This window comes from Salmonella sp. SAL04213, from assembly GCF_046550535.1.
Lineage (GTDB): Bacteria > Pseudomonadota > Gammaproteobacteria > Enterobacterales > Enterobacteriaceae > Salmonella > Salmonella enterica.
The window spans coordinates 213,846-232,426 of sequence record NZ_JBGDXS010000006.1 but is presented as its reverse complement, the minus strand read 5'-3'; the positions used below and the strand labels follow the sequence as shown (position 1 = coordinate 232,426).

Annotated in this window: 15 protein-coding genes, 1 pseudogene and 1 CRISPR repeat array; of the genes and pseudogenes, 14 read left to right on the top strand and 2 right to left on the bottom strand. The window is 53.6% G+C overall.

Going from position 1 to position 18,581, the window contains the following annotated elements; translation table 11 throughout:
* The first annotated feature begins 195 nt into the window (after window positions 1-195).
* The 3 genes from cysJ (at window position 196) to cysH (ending at window position 4,543) form a co-directional block, all read left to right on the top strand.
* Complete coding sequence (gene cysJ / locus ACLJPQ_RS16375) at window positions 196-1,995, top strand: NADPH-dependent assimilatory sulfite reductase flavoprotein subunit (RefSeq protein ID WP_000210912.1); 1,800 nt, start codon at window positions 196-198, stop codon at window positions 1,993-1,995.
* On the top strand, window positions 1,995-3,707 hold the full coding sequence (gene cysI, locus ACLJPQ_RS16370; RefSeq protein WP_080184766.1) for an assimilatory sulfite reductase (NADPH) hemoprotein subunit: 1,713 nt from the start codon (window positions 1,995-1,997) through the stop codon (window positions 3,705-3,707). The genes cysJ and cysI overlap by 1 nt, the downstream gene beginning before the upstream one ends.
* Before the next feature lie 101 nt (window positions 3,708-3,808).
* Window positions 3,809-4,543, top strand: a complete 735-nt coding sequence (gene cysH, locus ACLJPQ_RS16365) for a phosphoadenosine phosphosulfate reductase (RefSeq protein WP_000039832.1) — start codon at window positions 3,809-3,811, stop codon at window positions 4,541-4,543.
* Window positions 4,544-4,630: 87 nt separating this feature from the next.
* Here cysH and sopD read toward each other — a convergent pair whose 3' ends face one another.
* The gene (gene sopD / locus ACLJPQ_RS16360; protein ID WP_080184765.1) at window positions 4,631-5,584 is read right to left on the bottom strand and encodes an SPI-1 type III secretion system effector SopD; all 954 of its coding nucleotides are present in this window, start codon (window positions 5,582-5,584) and stop codon (window positions 4,631-4,633) included.
* Window positions 5,585-6,027: 443 nt separating this feature from the next.
* Between sopD and cas3 the strand changes: the two are divergent.
* Window positions 6,028-7,953: pseudogene (cas3, locus tag ACLJPQ_RS16355) on the top strand (CRISPR-associated helicase Cas3'); the annotation flags it as partial.
* Window positions 7,954-8,087: 134 nt separating this feature from the next.
* Window positions 8,088-9,824: direct repeats of the CRISPR family, unit length 29 nt; unit sequence GTGTTCCCCGCGCCAGCGGGGATAAACCG.
* Window positions 9,825-9,838: 14 nt separating this feature from the next.
* Here cas3 and ACLJPQ_RS16350 read toward each other — a convergent pair.
* A complete protein-coding gene (locus tag ACLJPQ_RS16350; protein WP_000490481.1) occupies window positions 9,839-10,885 on the bottom strand; it encodes an aminopeptidase in 1,047 nt (348 codons plus the stop codon).
* Between the two features lie 250 nt (window positions 10,886-11,135).
* Between ACLJPQ_RS16350 and cysD the strand changes: the two genes are divergently transcribed.
* The 10 genes from cysD to ACLJPQ_RS16300 all read left to right on the top strand — a co-directional run bounded on the left by cysD (window position 11,136) and on the right by ACLJPQ_RS16300 (window position 18,577).
* Complete coding sequence (gene cysD, locus ACLJPQ_RS16345) at window positions 11,136-12,044, top strand: sulfate adenylyltransferase subunit CysD (protein ID WP_080184764.1); 909 nt, start codon at window positions 11,136-11,138, stop codon at window positions 12,042-12,044.
* Window positions 12,045-12,053: 9 nt separating this feature from the next.
* Window positions 12,054-13,493, top strand: coding sequence for a sulfate adenylyltransferase subunit CysN (gene cysN, locus ACLJPQ_RS16340; protein WP_001092269.1), 1,440 nt, complete (start codon window positions 12,054-12,056; stop codon window positions 13,491-13,493).
* On the top strand, window positions 13,480-14,085 hold the full coding sequence (gene cysC, locus ACLJPQ_RS16335) for an adenylyl-sulfate kinase (protein ID WP_001173663.1): 606 nt from the start codon (window positions 13,480-13,482) through the stop codon (window positions 14,083-14,085). The genes cysN and cysC overlap by 14 nt, the downstream gene beginning before the upstream one ends.
* A gap of 50 nt (window positions 14,086-14,135) precedes the next feature.
* The gene (locus tag ACLJPQ_RS16330) at window positions 14,136-14,459 is read left to right on the top strand and encodes a DUF3561 family protein (RefSeq protein WP_001537530.1); all 324 of its coding nucleotides are present in this window, start codon (window positions 14,136-14,138) and stop codon (window positions 14,457-14,459) included.
* A 190-nt stretch (window positions 14,460-14,649) separates the two neighbouring features.
* Window positions 14,650-14,961: a cell division protein FtsB gene (gene ftsB, locus ACLJPQ_RS16325; protein ID WP_000517480.1), complete on the top strand. Its 312-nt coding sequence runs from the start codon at window positions 14,650-14,652 to the stop codon at window positions 14,959-14,961.
* Window positions 14,962-14,979: 18 nt separating this feature from the next.
* On the top strand, window positions 14,980-15,690 hold the full coding sequence (gene ispD, locus ACLJPQ_RS16320; RefSeq protein ID WP_000741649.1) for a 2-C-methyl-D-erythritol 4-phosphate cytidylyltransferase: 711 nt from the start codon (window positions 14,980-14,982) through the stop codon (window positions 15,688-15,690).
* Window positions 15,690-16,169 (top strand): 2-C-methyl-D-erythritol 2,4-cyclodiphosphate synthase, encoded by a 480-nt coding sequence (gene ispF / locus ACLJPQ_RS16315; RefSeq protein WP_001219244.1) that lies wholly within the window; start codon window positions 15,690-15,692, stop codon window positions 16,167-16,169. Before ispD ends, ispF begins: the two co-directional genes overlap by 1 nt.
* The gene (truD, locus tag ACLJPQ_RS16310) at window positions 16,166-17,215 is read left to right on the top strand and encodes a tRNA pseudouridine(13) synthase TruD (protein WP_000134246.1); all 1,050 of its coding nucleotides are present in this window, start codon (window positions 16,166-16,168) and stop codon (window positions 17,213-17,215) included. The genes ispF and truD overlap by 4 nt, the downstream gene beginning before the upstream one ends.
* The gene (gene surE / locus ACLJPQ_RS16305; RefSeq protein WP_001221538.1) at window positions 17,196-17,957 is read left to right on the top strand and encodes a 5'/3'-nucleotidase SurE; all 762 of its coding nucleotides are present in this window, start codon (window positions 17,196-17,198) and stop codon (window positions 17,955-17,957) included. Before truD ends, surE begins: the two co-directional genes overlap by 20 nt.
* On the top strand, window positions 17,951-18,577 hold the full coding sequence (locus tag ACLJPQ_RS16300; RefSeq protein ID WP_000253545.1) for a protein-L-isoaspartate(D-aspartate) O-methyltransferase: 627 nt from the start codon (window positions 17,951-17,953) through the stop codon (window positions 18,575-18,577). Before surE ends, ACLJPQ_RS16300 begins: the two co-directional genes overlap by 7 nt.
* The last annotated feature ends 4 nt before the right edge of the window (window positions 18,578-18,581 follow it).

Genomic DNA, 18,581 nt, shown 5'->3' with positions numbered 1-18,581 from the left:
TCCTCTCACCGTTAACCTTATCCTCAGTTTGGGATTTATCGCTTATACATTTCATCTTTCAAGCCGCATCTGTGTTGACTGCGCTTACTCACCCCAGTCACGTATTTATGTACGCTCCTGGGGCGCGCTCAGCTTACGGCGAACTTGAATGATTTTGTGTATAGATCCGCTTTGCTTACTGGAACATAACGACGCATGACGACACCGGCTCCACTGACTGGGTTGCTTCCGCTTAATCCGGAGCAACTGGCGCGCCTTCAGGCCGCGACAACCGACCTTACTCCCGAACAGCTTGCCTGGGTCTCCGGCTATTTTTGGGGCGTACTGAACCCGCGCTCAGGCGCTGTTGCCGTCACGCCTGCTCCTGAGGGGAAGATGCCGGGGGTTACGCTTATCTCCGCTTCGCAAACCGGCAATGCGCGTCGTGTGGCGGAAGCGCTGCGTGATGATCTGCTGGCGGCCAACCTTAATGTGACACTGGTGAACGCCGGCGACTACAAATTCAAACAGATTGCCAGTGAAAAACTGTTGGTGATAGTGACGTCCACCCAGGGAGAAGGCGAGCCGCCGGAAGAGGCCGTCGCTCTGCATAAATTCCTGTTCTCGAAAAAAGCGCCGAAACTGGAAAACACCGCTTTTGCCGTGTTTAGCCTCGGCGACACCTCTTATGAATTTTTCTGCCAGTCCGGAAAAGATTTCGACAGCAAACTGGCGGAACTGGGCGGTGAACGTCTGCTCGACCGTGTCGATGCTGACGTTGAATATCAGGCAGCTGCCAGCGAATGGCGCGCCCGCGTGGTTGATGTTCTGAAGTCCCGCGCACCTGTCGCGGCACCTTCGCAATCCGTCGCTACTGGCGCGGTAAACGACATCCACACCAGCCCCTATACCAAAGACGCGCCGCTGACCGCGACCCTCTCTGTGAATCAGAAAATCACCGGTCGCAACTCGGAAAAAGACGTTCGTCATATTGAGATTGATTTAGGTGACTCCGGTCTGCGTTACCAGCCGGGCGATGCGCTGGGCGTCTGGTATCAGAACGATCCAGCTCTGGTGAAGGAGCTGGTTGAGTTGCTGTGGCTGAAAGGCGATGAGCCGGTGACGGTTGATGGTAAAACCCTGCCGCTCGCCGAAGCGCTGGAGTGGCACTTCGAGCTGACGGTGAATACCGCCAACATTGTTGAGAACTACGCGACCCTGACGCGCAGTGAGTCGCTGTTGCCATTAGTGGGTGATAAAGCGCAGCTCCAGCACTACGCCGCGACCACGCCCATTGTTGATATGGTGCGTTTCTCTCCGGCGCAACTGGATGCTCAGGCGCTAATCGACCTGCTGCGTCCGCTGACGCCGCGTCTGTACTCTATCGCCTCTTCGCAGGCGGAAACTGAAAACGAAGCCCACGTCACCGTTGGCGTGGTTCGTTATGACATTGAAGGCCGCGCCCGCGCCGGTGGCGCTTCCAGCTTCCTCGCCGACCGCGTGGAAGAAGAGGGCGAAGTCCGCGTCTTTATTGAGCATAACGATAACTTCCGCCTGCCAGCTAACCCGCAGACGCCGGTGATCATGATTGGCCCCGGCACCGGCATCGCGCCGTTCCGCGCCTTTATGCAACAGCGTGCGGCGGAAGGGGCGGAAGGCAAGAACTGGCTGTTCTTCGGCAACCCGCACTTTACCGAAGATTTCCTCTATCAGGTGGAGTGGCAGCGCTACGTGAAAGAAGGCGTGCTGAACCGTATCGATCTGGCCTGGTCACGCGATCAAAAAGAAAAAATTTACGTACAAGACAAGCTGCGTGAACAGGGCGCCGAGCTGTGGCGCTGGATCAATGATGGCGCGCATATTTATGTCTGCGGCGACGCCAGGCGCATGGCCGCAGATGTCGAAAAAGCATTGCTGGAAGTGATCGCTGAATTCGGCGGTATGGACCTCGAATCGGCAGATGAATATTTAAGTGAGCTGCGCGTAGAGCGCCGTTATCAGCGAGATGTCTACTAATGAGCGAAAAACATCCAGGCCCACTGGTGGTCGAAGGTAAACTGTCCGATGCCGAGCGCATGAAGCTGGAAAGCAACTACCTGCGCGGTACCATTGCGGAAGATCTGAACGACGGTCTCACCGGCGGTTTTAAAGGCGACAACTTCCTGCTAATACGCTTTCATGGCATGTATCAGCAGGATGACCGCGATATTCGCGCCGAGCGTGCGGCGCAGAAGCTGGAGCCGCGCCACGCCATGCTGCTGCGCTGCCGTCTGCCGGGCGGGGTGATTACTACGACGCAATGGCAGGCGATCGATAAATTCGCGGCGGATAACACGATTTATGGCAGTATCCGTCTGACCAACCGCCAGACCTTCCAGTTTCACGGTATTCTGAAGAAGAACGTCAAGCCGGTGCACCAGATGCTGCACTCGGTGGGGCTGGATGCGCTGGCAACCGCTAACGACATGAACCGTAACGTGCTGTGCACCTCCAACCCGTACGAATCGCAGTTGCACGCGGAAGCCTACGAGTGGGCGAAGAAGATCTCCGAACATCTGCTGCCGCGCACCCGTGCGTATGCGGAGATCTGGCTCGATCAGGAGAAGGTCGCGACCACTGACGAAGAACCGATCCTCGGTGCAACCTATCTGCCGCGTAAGTTCAAAACCACGGTGGTGATCCCGCCGCAAAATGATATCGATCTGCACGCCAACGACATGAACTTTGTGGCGATTGCCGAGAACGGCAAGCTGGTCGGCTTTAACCTGCTGGTCGGCGGCGGTCTGTCTATTGAGCATGGTAATAAGAAAACCTACGCTCGTACGGCCAGCGAGTTTGGCTATCTACCGCTGGAGCACACCCTGGCGGTGGCCGAAGCGGTAGTGACGACGCAGCGCGACTGGGGTAACCGTACCGACAGGAAAAATGCCAAAACCAAATACACCCTTGAGCGCGTGGGACTGGAGACGTTTAAAGCGGAAGTCGAGCGTCGCGCGGGGATCAAATTTGAGCCGATCCGCCCGTATGAGTTTACCGGTCGCGGCGATCGTATCGGTTGGGTGAAAGGGATCGACAACAACTGGCACCTGACGCTGTTTATCGAAAACGGTCGTATCCTGGATTATCCGGGGCGCCCGCTGAAAACCGGCCTGCTGGAGATCGCGAAGATTCATCAGGGCGAGTTCCGTATCACCGCTAACCAGAACCTGATTATTGCCAGCGTGCCGGAAAGCCAGAAAGTGAAAATCGAGACGCTGGCGCGCGATCATGGGCTGATGAATGCGGTGAGCGCGCAGCGTGAAAACTCAATGGCCTGTGTATCGTTCCCGACCTGCCCGCTGGCAATGGCGGAAGCCGAGCGTTTCCTGCCGTCGTTCACGGACAAAGTGGAAGCGATTCTGGAAAAACACGATATTCCTGATGAGCATATCGTGATGCGCGTGACCGGCTGCCCGAACGGCTGTGGTCGCGCGATGCTGGCGGAAATTGGCTTAGTAGGGAAAGCGCCTGGTCGTTATAACCTGCATCTTGGCGGCAACCGTATTGGGACACGTATCCCACGGATGTATCAAGAAAATATCACCGAGCCGGATATTCTGGCCTCGCTGGATGAACTGATTGGGCGCTGGGCGAAAGAGCGTGAAGCGGGTGAAGGCTTCGGCGACTTTACGGTGCGTGCGGGCATCATTCGCCCGGTGCTCGATCCCGCGCGTGATTTCTGGGAATAACCTAAATTGCCGGATGGCGGCATAAATGCCTTATCCGGCCTACCGCCCGCGTAGGCCTGATAAGCGAAGCGCCATCAGGCAAGGTATACCGCGAGGAACTTATGTCCAAACTCGATCTAAATGCCCTGAACGACCTGCCAAAAGTCGATCGCGTACTGGCGTTGGCGGAAACCAACGCTCAACTGGAAACGCTGACTGCCGAAGAACGCGTGGCCTGGGCGCTGGAAAATCTGCCCGGCGAATATGTGCTCTCCTCAAGCTTTGGCATCCAGGCGGCGGTGAGCCTGCACCTGGTGAACCAGATTCGCCCGGATATCCCGGTGATCCTCACCGATACCGGCTATTTGTTCCCGGAAACCTATCAGTTTATTGATGAGTTAACGGACAAACTCAAACTCAACCTGAAAGTTTACCGCGCGGGCGAAAGTCCAGCCTGGCAGGAGGCGCGCTATGGCAAACTGTGGGAGCAGGGCGTTGAGGGCATTGAGAAATACAATGACATCAACAAAGTCGAGCCGATGAACCGGGCGCTAAAAGAGCTGAAAGCGCAGACGTGGTTTGCGGGTCTGCGTCGCGAGCAGTCCGGCAGCCGCGCGCATTTACCCGTTCTCGCTATCCAGCGCGGCGTGTTTAAAGTGCTACCGATTATCGACTGGGATAACCGTACCGTTTACCAGTACCTGCAAAAGCACGGCCTGAAATACCATCCGCTGTGGGATCAGGGCTATCTGTCGGTGGGCGATACGCACACCACCCGCAAATGGGAGCCGGGTATGGCGGAAGAAGAGACACGCTTCTTCGGACTGAAGCGCGAGTGCGGGCTGCATGAAGGGTGATTGTCCTTACGCGGTATGATTATACTTGCTGCTATGAAAAATCCGGCAGGCAGCCGGATTTTAAATTAGTTATATTACTGACTATCTTTATGTCAGTAATATGTTACGACTGCACCCATCTTTACCAATGTGCAAAGAACGTTCATGGGTTAGATATAGCTTTTCAAGAATTACATCAATAAACATTTTTTTTGCATGATAGTCGTTATAATCCTGATTAAGTTTTTTTAAAAAACCGGAATTTGTTGGTTTAAACTCTGCAAACGGCGAATAGGTATGTAGTAAATAGGAGATGCACGGATGCATCATGCTAAAAGCGACTTCACCTTGTGCCTCCTGATAACCTATTTTGCAAAACTGAGTTGTAGGCTCAAAGTTACCGGCATTAATACAGGCCAGCATCGATTTTTCATCTGCAGTAAGTGAGTCCTGCCATTCGACAAGCGGGTGGTCTGGAGCCTCTGCGGGACGCATCATCTCATAAACCGCCGCTTTGATTTGTGCATTGCCCGTCACTTCTTTTCGTAGAGTAGAAATCGACTCCTGAAGTAATTCCGGGTGCCAGGTCATCTTCGCACCAATCACCTCACATATTTGTAAAAATAATTGTCTCTCCTCTCTACTCATAGATTCTATCACTGCATCATCTGATATATTAAGGATGTCCTTAATATTGCTTTGGCTGATCACCGTGTCGCCGACCATAAGTAAAAATTGTGTCTGAGAAGCGTCCATCTTGATAGTAAACAGATCCTGATGAGCCGGGCAGGCCAGATGTTGTAGCCGTTTAAAGGCGTAAATTTTATTTATATCCTCTACGTTAACTTCCATCTCTCCAGGTTCACCACGGCCCTGCCCGTGAATGATGGAGTGTAACACTTCCAGCGCATGGTCCTTTTTTTCCGCTCTAAAATGATCCTGGACTTTATCCCAGCCCCCCATATGGATTGCTTTTTCTTTATCTGCGCTTAACAGATGAGCAAGCCGACTTTCATTAAGCGTATAATTTTGATGATTACCGAAGCTTAAAGTGACTGGCATAATATTTTCCTTCAAATTTATATTATTCAATATTCGGAGTAAAATATATCGTTCAATTCTCTCTTTTTTATTAAACAGATAAAGTTTACTACAGGAGAGAATTTTAACGACATTATTAATACAGCACATTTATGGTTGGTAATCCTTTGTGGTGACGATAATTCAGACAAAAGGTAGATGATTAGCCGCAAATGGTCGTTTTTTTAAATTTTGGTTTATGCAGGGGGGCATTGGAAGAAGCCTCTTTGATCGCTTCTTCCAAAAGAAAAGAGCGGAAAATTTATAATAATTATTCGTGGGGTAAATATTTCTGAAGAATATATAAAGTTGAGTGAGCATATTTAAATATAATCTCAGGAAGTGCAATTTTTGTGAGATATATCAACAAAAAAGACCATTAAAAAGGCGTAGAGTGCTTTTATTATCCACATGCTGGAGTTTACGTGTCGATATATCACTATTGGGGAAAGTCTCGACGCGGAGAAACTGACGGCGGTGATGATTACCATTTGCTTTGCTGGCATTCTTTAGATGTTGCGGCTGTGGGTTACTGGATGGTGATAAATAATATTTATTTTATTGACCACTATCTAAAAAAATTAGGCATCCAGGATAAGGAGCAGGCGGCGCAATTTTTTGCCTGGATTTTATGTTGGCATGATATTGGAAAATTTGCTCATTCCTTCCAGCAACTATACCGTCATGAGGCTTTAAACATCTTTAATGAGCCTACACGGCATTATGAAAAAATCGCGCATACCACGCTGGGATACGTGTTGTGGAACTCCTGGCTAAGTGAATGCCCTGAATTGTTTCCTCCTTCTTCGCTTTCAGTTCGTAAAAGTAAGCGCGTTATGGCGCTTTGGATGCCAGTCACTACAGGTCATCATGGACGCCCTCCAGAGGCAATCCAGGAGCTGGACCATTTTCGCCAGCAGGATAAAGATGCGGCAAGAGATTTTCTTCTGAGAATAAAAGCGCTCTTTCCTTTAATTACTTTGCCTGAAGCCTGGGATGAAGATGAGGGTATCGACCAATTTCAGCAACTTTCCTGGTTTATTTCCGCTGCGGTTGTACTGGCTGACTGGACTGGTTCTGCCAGCCGTTATTTTCCGCGTACTGCGGAAAAAATGCCTGTTGATATCTACTGGCAGCAAGCTCTCACTAAAGCACAAACTGCCATTACGCTATTTCCCTCAGCGGCGAATGTGTCTGCCTTTACGGGCATAGAAACGCTTTTCCCTTTTATTCAGCATCCCACACCGTTACAACAAAAGGCGCTTGAGCTGGGTATCAACGTGGATGGCGCCCAACTCTTTATTCTTGAAGATGTCACTGGAGCCGGAAAAACAGAGGCGGCGCTCATATTAGCTCATCGACTGATGGCGGCAGGTAAAGCGCAGGGACTCTATTTTGGACTGCCGACAATGGCGACAGCCAACGCGATGTTTGAACGTATGGCGAACACCTGGCTGGCGCTGTATCAGCCGGACTCCCGTCCCAGCCTGATTCTGGCGCATAGCGCGCGTCGCTTAATGGATCGTTTCAATCAGTCAATATGGTCGGTCACTCTTTCTGGTACGGAAGAACCCGATGAAGCGCAGCCTTATAGTCAGGGATGCGCCGCCTGGTTTGCCGACAGCAATAAAAAAGCGTTGTTGGCGGAGGTTGGCGTAGGCACGTTGGATCAGGCGATGATGGCGGTAATGCCATTTAAACATAACAACCTGCGGTTACTGGGTCTTAGCAACAAGATTTTACTGGCTGATGAGATCCATGCCTGTGATGCCTGGATGTCCCGAATACTTGAAGGTTTGATTGAACGGCAGGCCAGTAATGGCAACGCCACTATTCTGTTATCTGCGACGCTATCGCAGCAGCAGCGAGATAAGCTGGTGGCGGCATTTTCCCGTGGGGTGAGGCGTAGTGTGCAGGCGCCGTTGCTAGGCCATGACGATTATCCCTGGCTGACTCAGGTCACACAAACAGAGCTGATTTCTCAGCGGGTTGATACACGCAAAGAGGTTGAGCGTAGCGTAGATATTGGCTGGCTACATAGTGAAGAGTCGTGTCTTGAACGTATAGGTGAAGCAGTGGAAAAAGGAAACTGTATCGCCTGGATACGTAACTCCGTTGATGATGCGATTCGTATCTATCGCCAGCTTCAACTGAGTAAGGTCGTCGCCACGGAAAACCTTTTACTCTTCCATAGTCGCTTTGCTTTTCACGATCGTCAGCGGATTGAGTCGCAGACGCTGAATCTCTTTGGCAAACAGAGCTGCGCGCAACGTGCCGGTAAGGTCATTATCGCCACGCAGGTCATCGAACAAAGTCTGGATATTGACTGCGATGAGATGATCTCTGATTTAGCGCCGGTGGATTTATTAATTCAGCGGGCCGGTCGACTACAGCGTCATATTCGCGATCGTAACGGTCTGGTGAAAAAGAGTGGGCAGGATGAGCGAGAGACGCCAGTGCTGCGCATTCTTGCTCCGGAGTGGGAGTGTTCCCCGCGCCAGCGGGGATAAACCGTGTACAGTGTCAGTTATTACCTGACACATGTCGTGTTCCCCGCGCCAGCGGGGATAAACCGCTGCATAATTGGCCTGGCAAGGTCAGTGAAAGGTGTTCCCCGCGCCAGCGGGGATAAACCGTAAGAGGCGGTATCATTTTTGTCTTCGGGCGGGTGTTCCCCGCGCCAGCGGGGATAAACCGACGTGGATCTGGTTTCCGGTACGGTGCACGTTGTGTTCCCCGCGCCAGCGGGGATAAACCGGCCGTTGATAAAAAAACGGGCGAACTGGACAAGTGTTCCCCGCGCCAGCGGGGATAAACCGAAGAACGTTTGCAACTCCCTGGTGAAGCGGTGGTGTTCCCCGCGCCAGCGGGGATAAACCGTTTTTTGCGTCCCTGCCTCCGGATGAACAGGAGTGTTCCCCGCGCCAGCGGGGATAAACCGACCTCAATAAAAATTTACACCGCCACACCGGCGTGTTCCCCGCGCCAGCGGGGATAAACCGGCGATGCTCAGGATTCAGAATCTGAACGTCCAGTGTTCCCCGCGCCAGCGGGGATAAACCGACGCTGAACCTGAAAAGCACGTTGCCGGGCGAGTGTTCCCCGCGCCAGCGGGGATAAACCGGATGGACACCACAACTACGCGGCGGCAAAACTGTGTTCCCCGCGCCAGCGGGGATAAACCGATCGGGGAGGTTGTGCAAGGGATTTTATCGTGGTGTTCCCCGCGCCAGCGGGGATAAACCGTCAGCAAAAAAGACCTGTTTGCCGATATGGGGGTGTTCCCCGCGCCAGCGGGGATAAACCGAACCGGAGGGGGTTCCTGCCGGGTACGCATAAGTGTTCCCCGCGCCAGCGGGGATAAACCGCAGCCCCTCTAAAATTGTTGCCCGCCACGTAAGTGTTCCCCGCGCCAGCGGGGATAAACCGAAAACCAGCGATAACGGGCGGGCGTTTATACGGTGTTCCCCGCGCCAGCGGGGATAAACCGCGACGCCCGATTCCTGTTGCCAGCGCCCCGCAGTGTTCCCCGCGCCAGCGGGGATAAACCGGCCGCTATCACCAACGACCCGGGCGTTGTTGGGTGTTCCCCGCGCCAGCGGGGATAAACCGTTCCGTCGTGTAGCCCGCTGGTTTGGGTCGGAGTGTTCCCCGCGCCAGCGGGGATAAACCGTTGTTATCCCGCCTGTGGTTTAATCGCGAGTGGTGTTCCCCGCGCCAGCGGGGATAAACCGCCGGGTGCATCATGCAAAATCCTATAAGGAAAGTGTTCCCCGCGCCAGCGGGGATAAACCGAATTGTCAGTGTAATTGCGCATATCGTTCGTTGTGTTCCCCGCGCCAGCGGGGATAAACCGAAAAAAGGGAAAAAGGGGGGGCTGTTTCTCCTGTGTTCCCCGCGCCAGCGGGGATAAACCGCCATCCGAAAAAGCCGCGTTTACGCCGATGTTGTGTTCCCCGCGCCAGCGGGGATAAACCGCTCTCAAATGCCTGCCACATCACGCGCGACGCGTGTTCCCCGCGCCAGCGGGGATAAACCGAGTAATCAACTCAATGCGCTCACAACGCAATGGTGTTCCCCGCGCCAGCGGGGATAAACCGTCCACGTCGCCCGCCATCAGGTTCGCCAGCTCGTGTTCCCCGCGTCAGCCGGGAGAAACCGAACTGGTACACCCGCCTGACGTTTGTTCAGCTGTGTTCCCCGCGTCAGCGGGGATAAACACGTTTCACCAGCATATCAGGACGTTTTTTCCGCCTTCGCCAGCTCTTTTACCAACGGCAGCATTATCCGCACTACATCGCGGCTACGGCGCTCAATTCGCCCTGGCAGCGCCTTGTCAATATGCTGTTGATTATCAAGCCGTACGTCGTGCCAGCTATTGCCGTTCGGGAAGGAGGCATTTTTCACGCGTTGCTGGTATCCGTCTTTTTTACCCAGATTCCAGTTCGTCGCCTCAACAGAAAGCACCGATATTCCCGCTTTATCGAAAACCTCCGCGTCATTACAGCAACCCGTTCCTTTGGGGTAGGATGGATTGCGTCCCGGATTGGTGTTGGCGGCGATACCATAACGGCGCGCAATCGCTAATGCCCGATCGCGGGTCAGTGTACGCACCGCTTCAGGCGTATTTTTCCCGCTATTAAAATAGAGCTTGTCGCCAACAATCAGGTTATCGAGATTAATGACCAGCAGCGTATTTTTCTTCTCAGCGTCACTCATTCGTTTGAGTAAATTTTCCGCGCCTAGCTTTCCCTCTTCTTCCCCGCTGGTGGCGATAAAACGAATCCCATAATGGGTCGGTATATCTTTCAGACGCGCCGCCAGTTCCAGCATAACGCCTAATCCCGCGGCATTATCATCCATTCCCTGTAACGTTAAACCGCCCAGATTGGCATCGACATCAGCGTCGCTCTGCGGAGCGTACGTATCCAGATGCGCCATAATGATGATCTGTTGCGGCACGCGCCCTTCATGGGCGGCGATGACCGTACTGCCCGTCACGTTATGCCAGTTTTTGCGATTATCCTTCGTGGTATAAATAAATCGGCTATTAAACGTTCGAATATCGCTTTGGTATCCCATCTGGGTAAATTGTTGGCGTAAATAATCGGCAGACAACATCTCGGCGGGGGAGCCCGTCATTCTCCCGGGAAAAAAGGTGGCGATATGTCGTGCCTGAGTATTCGCTATTTCACCAGGCCCTGGTGATGCTGCTTGTGCAGGAAGGATAAAGCCTACGCCGAGCGCCAGAATGACGGCAAAGCGGCGCGTTGCGGAAAACATAATGAGTCCTTAAATACAGAACAAAATTTTACGTGGCTAGTATGAAACCGCGATCGTGTTAATACAATTTCATTTGCTCCTAAATGCTGGCAATCCGGTACGTTAAGCATTTTTTGATATTGGTTTTTGGGCCGCGTTATTCCTTTGAGGAACTACTCATTCCAATTCGTCATTTCATTCACCCTCCTGCGCTCCCTATAGTCGTGTAATCGAAATGTTTAGCAAAAAACGGTATTGCAAAGGAACGGTTATGGATCAAAAACGACTCACCCACCTGCGGCAACTGGAGGCGGAAAGTATCCACATTATCCGTGAAGTGGCAGCGGAATTCGCTAATCCGGTCATGCTGTACTCCATTGGTAAAGACTCCAGCGTCATGCTGCATCTGGCGCGTAAGGCGTTTTATCCGGGTACGTTACCGTTCCCGCTATTGCACGTTGATACCGGTTGGAAATTCCGTGAGATGTACGCCTTTCGCGATCGTACCGCCAACGCATACGGCTGCGAATTGCTGGTACATAAAAATCCGGAAGGCGTGGCGATGGGCATCAATCCGTTCGTTCACGGTAGCGCTAAACACACCGACATTATGAAAACCGAAGGGTTAAAGCAGGCGCTGAATAAGTACGGTTTTGATGCCGCGTTCGGCGGCGCACGGCGCGATGAGGAAAAATCCCGCGCGAAAGAACGTATTTACTCCTTTCGTGACCGTTTCCATCGCTGGGACCCGAAAAATCAGCGGCCAGAGTTGTGGCGTAACTATAACGGTCAGATTAATAAAGGCGAAAGTATACGCGTCTTCCCGCTCTCCAACTGGACAGAGCAGGATATCTGGCAATACATCTGGCTGGAAAACATCGACATCGTGCCGCTGTATTTGGCTGCTGAACGCCCGGTTCTGGAACGTGACGGCATGTTGATGATGGTGGATGACGCTCGTATCGATCTCCAGCCTGGCGAAGTCATCAAAAAAAGGATGGTGCGCTTCCGTACACTTGGCTGTTGGCCGCTCACCGGGGCGGTGGAGTCCCACGCGCAAACGCTGCCGGAAATTATTGAAGAGATGCTGGTTTCTACCACCAGCGAGCGCCAGGGGAGGATGATTGACCGCGATCAGGCGGGGTCGATGGAGCTTAAAAAACGTCAGGGGTATTTCTAAGGAGCCGCCATGAACACCATACTTGCACAACAAATCGCCAATGAAGGCGGCGTCGAAGCCTGGATGATGGCCCAACAACACAAAAGCCTGCTGCGTTTTTTAACCTGTGGCAGCGTTGATGACGGTAAAAGTACGCTGATAGGTCGTTTGCTGCACGATACCCTGCAAATTTATGAAGATCAGCTCTCTTCTCTGCATAATGACAGTAAACGTCATGGCACGCAGGGAGAAAAACTCGATCTGGCGCTGCTGGTAGATGGGCTACAGGCCGAGCGTGAGCAGGGCATTACTATTGACGTCGCGTACCGCTATTTCTCCACGGAAAAACGAAAATTTATTATCGCCGACACGCCGGGCCATGAACAATATACCCGTAATATGGCGACCGGGGCGTCCACCTGCGATCTGGCGATCCTACTGATCGACGCGCGTAAAGGCGTGCTGGATCAGACGCGTCGCCATAGCTTTATCTCCACTCTGTTGGGGATCAAACACCTGGTGGTGGCAATCAACAAAATGGATCTCGTTGACTACCGCGAAGAGACCTTCGCCCGTATTCGTGAAGATTATCTGACCTTTGCTGAACAGTTGCCGGGCGATCTGGATATTCGCTTTGTCCCGCTTTCGGCGCTGGAAGGGGATAATGTCGCCGCGCAGAGCGCGAATATGCGCTGGTACAGCGGTCCGACGCTGCTGGAAGTCCTGGAAACGGTAGACATACAGCGTGCGGTAGACCGTCAGCCGATGCGCTTTCCGGTACAATACGTCAATCGCCCGAACCTTGATTTTCGGGGGTATGCCGGCACTCTGGCGTCTGGTAGCGTCAAAGTCGGAGAGCGCATTAAAGTGCTGCCGTCTGGCGTGGAATCCAGCGTGGCGCGTATCGTCACTTTTGATGGCGACAAAGAAGAAGCCTGTGCGGGCGAAGCCATTACCCTGGTACTCAACGACGACATTGATATTAGCCGCGGTGATCTGCTGCTGGCGGCAAACGAGACGCTGGCACCTGCGCGGCACGCTGCGATCGACGTGGTATGGATGGCGGAACAGCCGCTGGCGCCGGGCCAAAGCTACGATGTTAAACTTGCGGGTAAGAAAACCCGCGCGCGTATCGAGGCTATTCGCTATCAGATTGATATCAACAATCTGACCCAACGAGACGTCGAAAGTCTGCCGTTAAACGGTATTGGTCTGGTAGAGATGACATTCGATGAGCCGCTCGCTCTGGATATTTATCAGCAAAATCCGGTGACGGGCGGGCTGATTTTTATCGACCGACTTTCTAACGTCACCGTGGGCGCTGGCATGGTGCGGGAACTGGACGAACGCGGAGCGACGCCGCCCGTGGAATACAGTGCGTTTGAGCTGGAGTTGAATGCGCTGGTACGCCGTCATTTTCCACACTGGGACGCCCGCGATTTGCTGGGAGATAAACATGGCGCTGCATGATGAGAACGTGGTCTGGCACTCTCATCCCGTTACTGTCGCCGCCCGTGAGCAGCTCCACGGCCACCGTGGCGTGGTGCTGTGGTTTACCGGACTCTCCGGTTCGGGAAAATCAACGGTGGCCGGCGCGCTGGAAGAGGCGTTACATCAGCGTGGCGTCAGTACCTACCTGTTGGATGGCGATAATGTGCGCCACGGTTTGTGCCGTGATTTAGGCTTTAGCGATGCCGATCGCCAGGAGAATATCCGGCGGGTAGGCGAAGTGGCCAGTCTGATGGCGGACGCCGGTCTGATTGTTTTGACGGCATTTATTTCTCCGCACCGCGCCGAGCGGCAACTGGTAAAAGAGCGCGTCGGCCACGATCGTTTTATCGAGATTTATGTCAATACGCCGCTGGCTATCTGTGAACAGCGCGATCCTAAAGGGTTGTATAAAAAAGCGCGCGCGGGCGAGTTGCGTAACTTTACCGGCATCGACGCCATTTACGAAGCGCCTGACTCGCCACAGGTTCATCTTAATGGTGAACAATTAGTAACAAATTTGGTTTCCCAATTATTAGACCTGCTGAGACGGCGCGATATTATCAGATCCTGAGACACCACCGGGCTTGTATGCCCGGTATGGTCAAGGTTACAGGATTTAATATGCGTAATAGCCATAACATTACTTTCACAAGGTCAGACGCCTTCATGGTCGACGATGACGCCACCAGTGCATTTCCGGGGGCGGTGGTCGGCTTTGTGTCATGGCTGCTGGCGTTGGGGATCCCTTTTCTGCTTTATGGCCCTAACACGCTGTTTTTTTTCCTCTATACCTGGCCCTTTTTCCTCGCGTTAATGCCGGTATCGGTGATTATCGGCATTGCGTTGCATCTGCTGGTAAAGGGCAAAATACTTTTTAGCATCATGTTTACTCTACTGGCCGTAGGCGCGCTGTTCGGCGCGTTATTTATATGGCTATTAGGGTAGACGGGTTATCACTGCGCCTCCGGTCATAATTCAAACCGTAACCAACAATGAGATTATGTTCTCCTTACTCGGGTATACGTAACATCCGGCAAATGTGGTACATTTGCCGGCGTTGTCGCGGCAATCCCGTCCTGAATGTGGAGTCACAGAGGACGTTATGGGATGATGATGCCGTTTTTCAGGGGGCAGGATGGGTAAACTAACGCTGCTGTTGCTGGCTTTACTGGTCTGGCTACAGTACTCGCTGTGGTTCGGTAAGAACGGCATACATGACTATAGCCGCGTCAACGATGATGTGGTCGCGCAGCAGGCGACAAACGCCAAACTTAAAGCGCGTAACGATCAGCTTTTTGCCGAAATTGACGATCTCAATGGCGGCCAGGAAGCGATTGAGGAGCGCGCGCGCAACGAACTTAGCATGACCAAACCGGGCGAAACCTTCTATCGTCTGGTGCCTGACGCCTCAAAACGCGCGGCAACGGCGGGGCAAACTCATCGATAAACCATCCAGGGATTTAACATGGCAGCCACTTTATTGGACGTTTGCGCCGTGGTGCCGGCTGCCGGATTTGGCCGCCGAATGCAAACAGAATGTCCTAAGCAGTATCTCTCAATCGGTAATAAAACCATTCTGGAGCACTCAGTTCATGCGCTGCTGGCGCATCCTCGGGTGACACGCGTTGTTATTGCTATCAGCCCTGGCGATCATCGCTTTGCCCAACTTCCGCTGGCGAATCATCCGCAAATCACCGTTGTGGATGGCGGCAACGAACGCGCTGATTCCGTTTTGGCCGGGTTACAGGCCGTTGCAAAGGCGCAGTGGGTGCTGGTGCACGACGCGGCAAGACCCTGTTTGCATCAGGATGACCTTGCGCGGTTGCTGGCTATCAGCGAAAACAGCCGGGTCGGCGGTATCCTCGCCAGTCCGGTGCGCGACACCATGAAACGCGGCGAACCGGGGAAAAACGCGATTGCCCATACCGTAGAGCGCGCCGATTTATGGCACGCGCTCACCCCGCAGTTTTTCCCCCGCGAACTCTTGCACGATTGTCTGACGCGTGCGCTGAATGAAGGCGCGACCATCACCGACGAAGCGTCAGCGCTGGAGTATTGTGGTTTTCATCCGGCGCTGGTAGAAGGTCGCGCGGATAATATCAAGGTCACCCGTCCGGAAGATCTGGCGCTGGCGGAATTTTATCTGACCCGAACCATCCACCAGGAGAAAGCATAATGCGAATTGGACACGGTTTTGACGTACACGCGTTTGGCGGAGAAGGGCCGATTATTATTGGCGGCGTGCGTATCCCTTATGAAAAAGGGCTATTGGCGCATTCCGATGGCGATGTGGCGTTACATGCGCTGACCGATGCGCTGCTGGGCGCGGCGGCGCTTGGCGATATCGGCAAGCTCTTCCCGGATACCGATCCGGCATTTAAGGGAGCGGATAGCCGCGAACTGCTGCGTGAAGCCTGGCGTCGTATTCAGGCGAAGGGGTACACCCTCGGCAACGTGGATGTCACCATTATTGCGCAGGCGCCGAAAATGCTGCCGCATATTCCGCAAATGCGCGTCTTTATCGCCGAAGATCTCGGCTGCCATATGGATGACGTTAACGTGAAGGCGACGACGACGGAAAAGCTCGGATTTACCGGACGCGGAGAAGGCATTGCCTGCGAAGCGGTCGCGTTGCTGATGAAGGCGGCGAAATGACAGAGTTTGACAATCTCACCTGGCTGCACGGAAAACCACAAGGTAGCGGATTGCTGAAAGCGAATCCGGAAGATTTTGTGGTGGTTGAAGATTTAGGCTTTACGCCGGATGGTGAAGGCGAGCACATTCTGCTGCGTATTTTGAAAAACGGTTGCAATACCCGTTTTGTCGCTGACGCGCTGGCGAAATTCCTGAAAATTCACGCTCGCGAAGTGAGCTTTGCCGGGCAAAAAGATAAACACGCCGTTACCGAGCAGTGGCTGTGCGCGCGCGTGCCGGGGAAAGAGATGCCCGATTTCAGCGCCTTTCAGCTGGAAGGTTGTAAAGTGCTGGAATACGCGCGTCACAAGCGTAAGCTGCGTTTAGGCGCGCTGAAAGGCAATGCCTTTACGCTGGTGTTGCGTGAAATAAGCGATCGCCGCGATGTCGAAACACGATTGCAGGCGATTCGCGATGGCGGCGTGCCGAACTATTTCGGCGCACAGCGATTCGGCATTGGCGGCAGCAACTTGCAGGGCGCGCTGCGCTGGGCGCAAAGTAACGCGCCGGTGCGCGATCGCAATAAACGCAGTTTTTGGTTGTCGGCGGCGCGTAGCGCGTTGTTTAATCAAATTGTTCACCAGCGGCTGAAGAAACCAGACTTTAATCAAGTTGTTGACGGCGATGCGCTACAATTAGCGGGGCGTGGAAGCTGGTTCGTCGCGACATCTGAAGAACTGCCTGAATTGCAGCGCCGGGTAGACGAAAAAGAGCTGATGATTACAGCATCGTTGCCGGGCAGCGGAGAGTGGGGAACACAGCGTGCGGCGCTGGCGTTTGAGCAAGATGCCATTGCCCAGGAAACGGTGTTGCAATCGCTGTTGCTGCGCGAAAAAGTAGAGGCGTCGCGCAGAGCGATGCTGCTTTATCCGCAACAATTAAGCTGGAACTGGTGGGATGACGTTACCGTCGAGTTACGTTTCTGGCTGCCCGCAGGCAGTTTTGCCACCAGCGTAGTAAGGGAACTGATCAACACAATGGGTGATTATGCGCATATTGCTGAGTAACGATGACGGGGTTCACGCGCCCGGTATACAAACGCTGGCGAAAGCGCTGCGTGAGTTTGCTGATGTACAGGTCGTAGCCCCGGATCGTAACCGCAGCGGCGCGTCTAATTCCCTCACGCTGGAATCTTCGCTTCGTACTTTTACCTTTGATAATGGCGATATCGCTGTACAGATGGGGACGCCGACCGATTGCGTCTATCTGGGCGTTAATGCCTTAATGCGTCCGCGTCCGGATATTGTCGTTTCCGGTATTAACGCGGGTCCGAATCTGGGCGATGATGTGATCTATTCCGGTACTGTCGCCGCGGCGATGGAAGGTCGTCATCTCGGCTTTCCGGCATTAGCGGTCTCCCTTAACGGCTATCAGCATTATGATACGGCTGCAGCCGTGACTTGCGCGCTTTTGCGAGGGTTAAGCCGGGAGCCGTTGCGTACCGGGCGTATTCTCAACGTGAATGTCCCGGATCTACCGTTAGCGCAGGTTAAAGGCATCCGCGTGACTCGCTGTGGTAGCCGCCATCCAGCGGATAAAGTAATCCCGCAGGAAGATCCGCGCGGTAATACATTGTACTGGATTGGCCCGCCGGGCGATAAATACGATGCCGGGCCGGATACCGATTTCGCGGCGGTGGATGAAGGCTACGTCTCCGTCACGCCGTTGCATGTGGATTTAACCGCGCACAGCGCGCATGATGTGGTTTCAGACTGGTTAGACAGCGTGGGAGTTGGCACGCAATGGTAAGTGGACGTGTACAGGCTCTTCTTGAACAATTGCGCGCGCAGGGCATCAGAGATGAGCAGGTGCTTAATGCGCTTGCCGCAGTGCCGCGCGAGAAATTTATTGATGAAGCGTTTGAACATAAGGCCTGGGAAAATATCGCTTTGCCGATAGGCCAGGGTCAGACGATTTCGCAGCCCTATATGGTGGCGCGAATGACGGAACTGCTCGAACTGACGCCGCAATCCAGGGTGTTGGAAATTGGCACTGGTTCCGGCTATCAGACGGCGATTCTGGCGCATCTGGTACATCACGTTTGCTCCGTTGAGCGGATTAAGGGGCTGCAATGGCAGGCGCGTCGCCGCCTGAAGCAGCTCGATTTACATAATGTTTCTACCCGTCATGGCGATGGCTGGCAAGGCTGGCAGGCGCGTGCGCCGTTTGACGCTATCATTGTGACGGCCGCGCCGCCGGAAATTCCTACCGCGCTCATGGCACAGTTGGATGAAGGCGGCATTCTTGTTCTGCCCGTGGGCGATGAGCAGCAGTTTTTGAAACGCGTGCGTCGCCGGGGCGGCGAATTTATTATCGATACCGTGGAGGCCGTTCGCTTCGTCCCGTTAGTCAAGGGAGAGCTGGCCTAGTTTG

Coding starts and splice junctions, on each gene's coding strand:
- cysJ (WP_000210912.1), top strand. CDS start 196: ATGACGACACCGGCTCCACTGACTGGGTTGCTTCCGCTTAATCCGGAG.
- cysI (WP_080184766.1), top strand. CDS start 1,995: ATGAGCGAAAAACATCCAGGCCCACTGGTGGTCGAAGGTAAACTGTCC.
- cysH (WP_000039832.1), top strand. CDS start 3,809: ATGTCCAAACTCGATCTAAATGCCCTGAACGACCTGCCAAAAGTCGAT.
- sopD (WP_080184765.1), bottom strand. CDS start 5,584: ATGCCAGTCACTTTAAGCTTCGGTAATCATCAAAATTATACGCTTAAT.
- ACLJPQ_RS16350 (WP_000490481.1), bottom strand. CDS start 10,885: ATGTTTTCCGCAACGCGCCGCTTTGCCGTCATTCTGGCGCTCGGCGTA.
- cysD (WP_080184764.1), top strand. CDS start 11,136: ATGGATCAAAAACGACTCACCCACCTGCGGCAACTGGAGGCGGAAAGT.
- cysN (WP_001092269.1), top strand. CDS start 12,054: ATGAACACCATACTTGCACAACAAATCGCCAATGAAGGCGGCGTCGAA.
- cysC (WP_001173663.1), top strand. CDS start 13,480: ATGGCGCTGCATGATGAGAACGTGGTCTGGCACTCTCATCCCGTTACT.
- ACLJPQ_RS16330 (WP_001537530.1), top strand. CDS start 14,136: ATGCGTAATAGCCATAACATTACTTTCACAAGGTCAGACGCCTTCATG.
- ftsB (WP_000517480.1), top strand. CDS start 14,650: ATGGGTAAACTAACGCTGCTGTTGCTGGCTTTACTGGTCTGGCTACAG.
- ispD (WP_000741649.1), top strand. CDS start 14,980: ATGGCAGCCACTTTATTGGACGTTTGCGCCGTGGTGCCGGCTGCCGGA.
- ispF (WP_001219244.1), top strand. CDS start 15,690: ATGCGAATTGGACACGGTTTTGACGTACACGCGTTTGGCGGAGAAGGG.
- truD (WP_000134246.1), top strand. CDS start 16,166: ATGACAGAGTTTGACAATCTCACCTGGCTGCACGGAAAACCACAAGGT.
- surE (WP_001221538.1), top strand. CDS start 17,196: ATGCGCATATTGCTGAGTAACGATGACGGGGTTCACGCGCCCGGTATA.
- ACLJPQ_RS16300 (WP_000253545.1), top strand. CDS start 17,951: ATGGTAAGTGGACGTGTACAGGCTCTTCTTGAACAATTGCGCGCGCAG.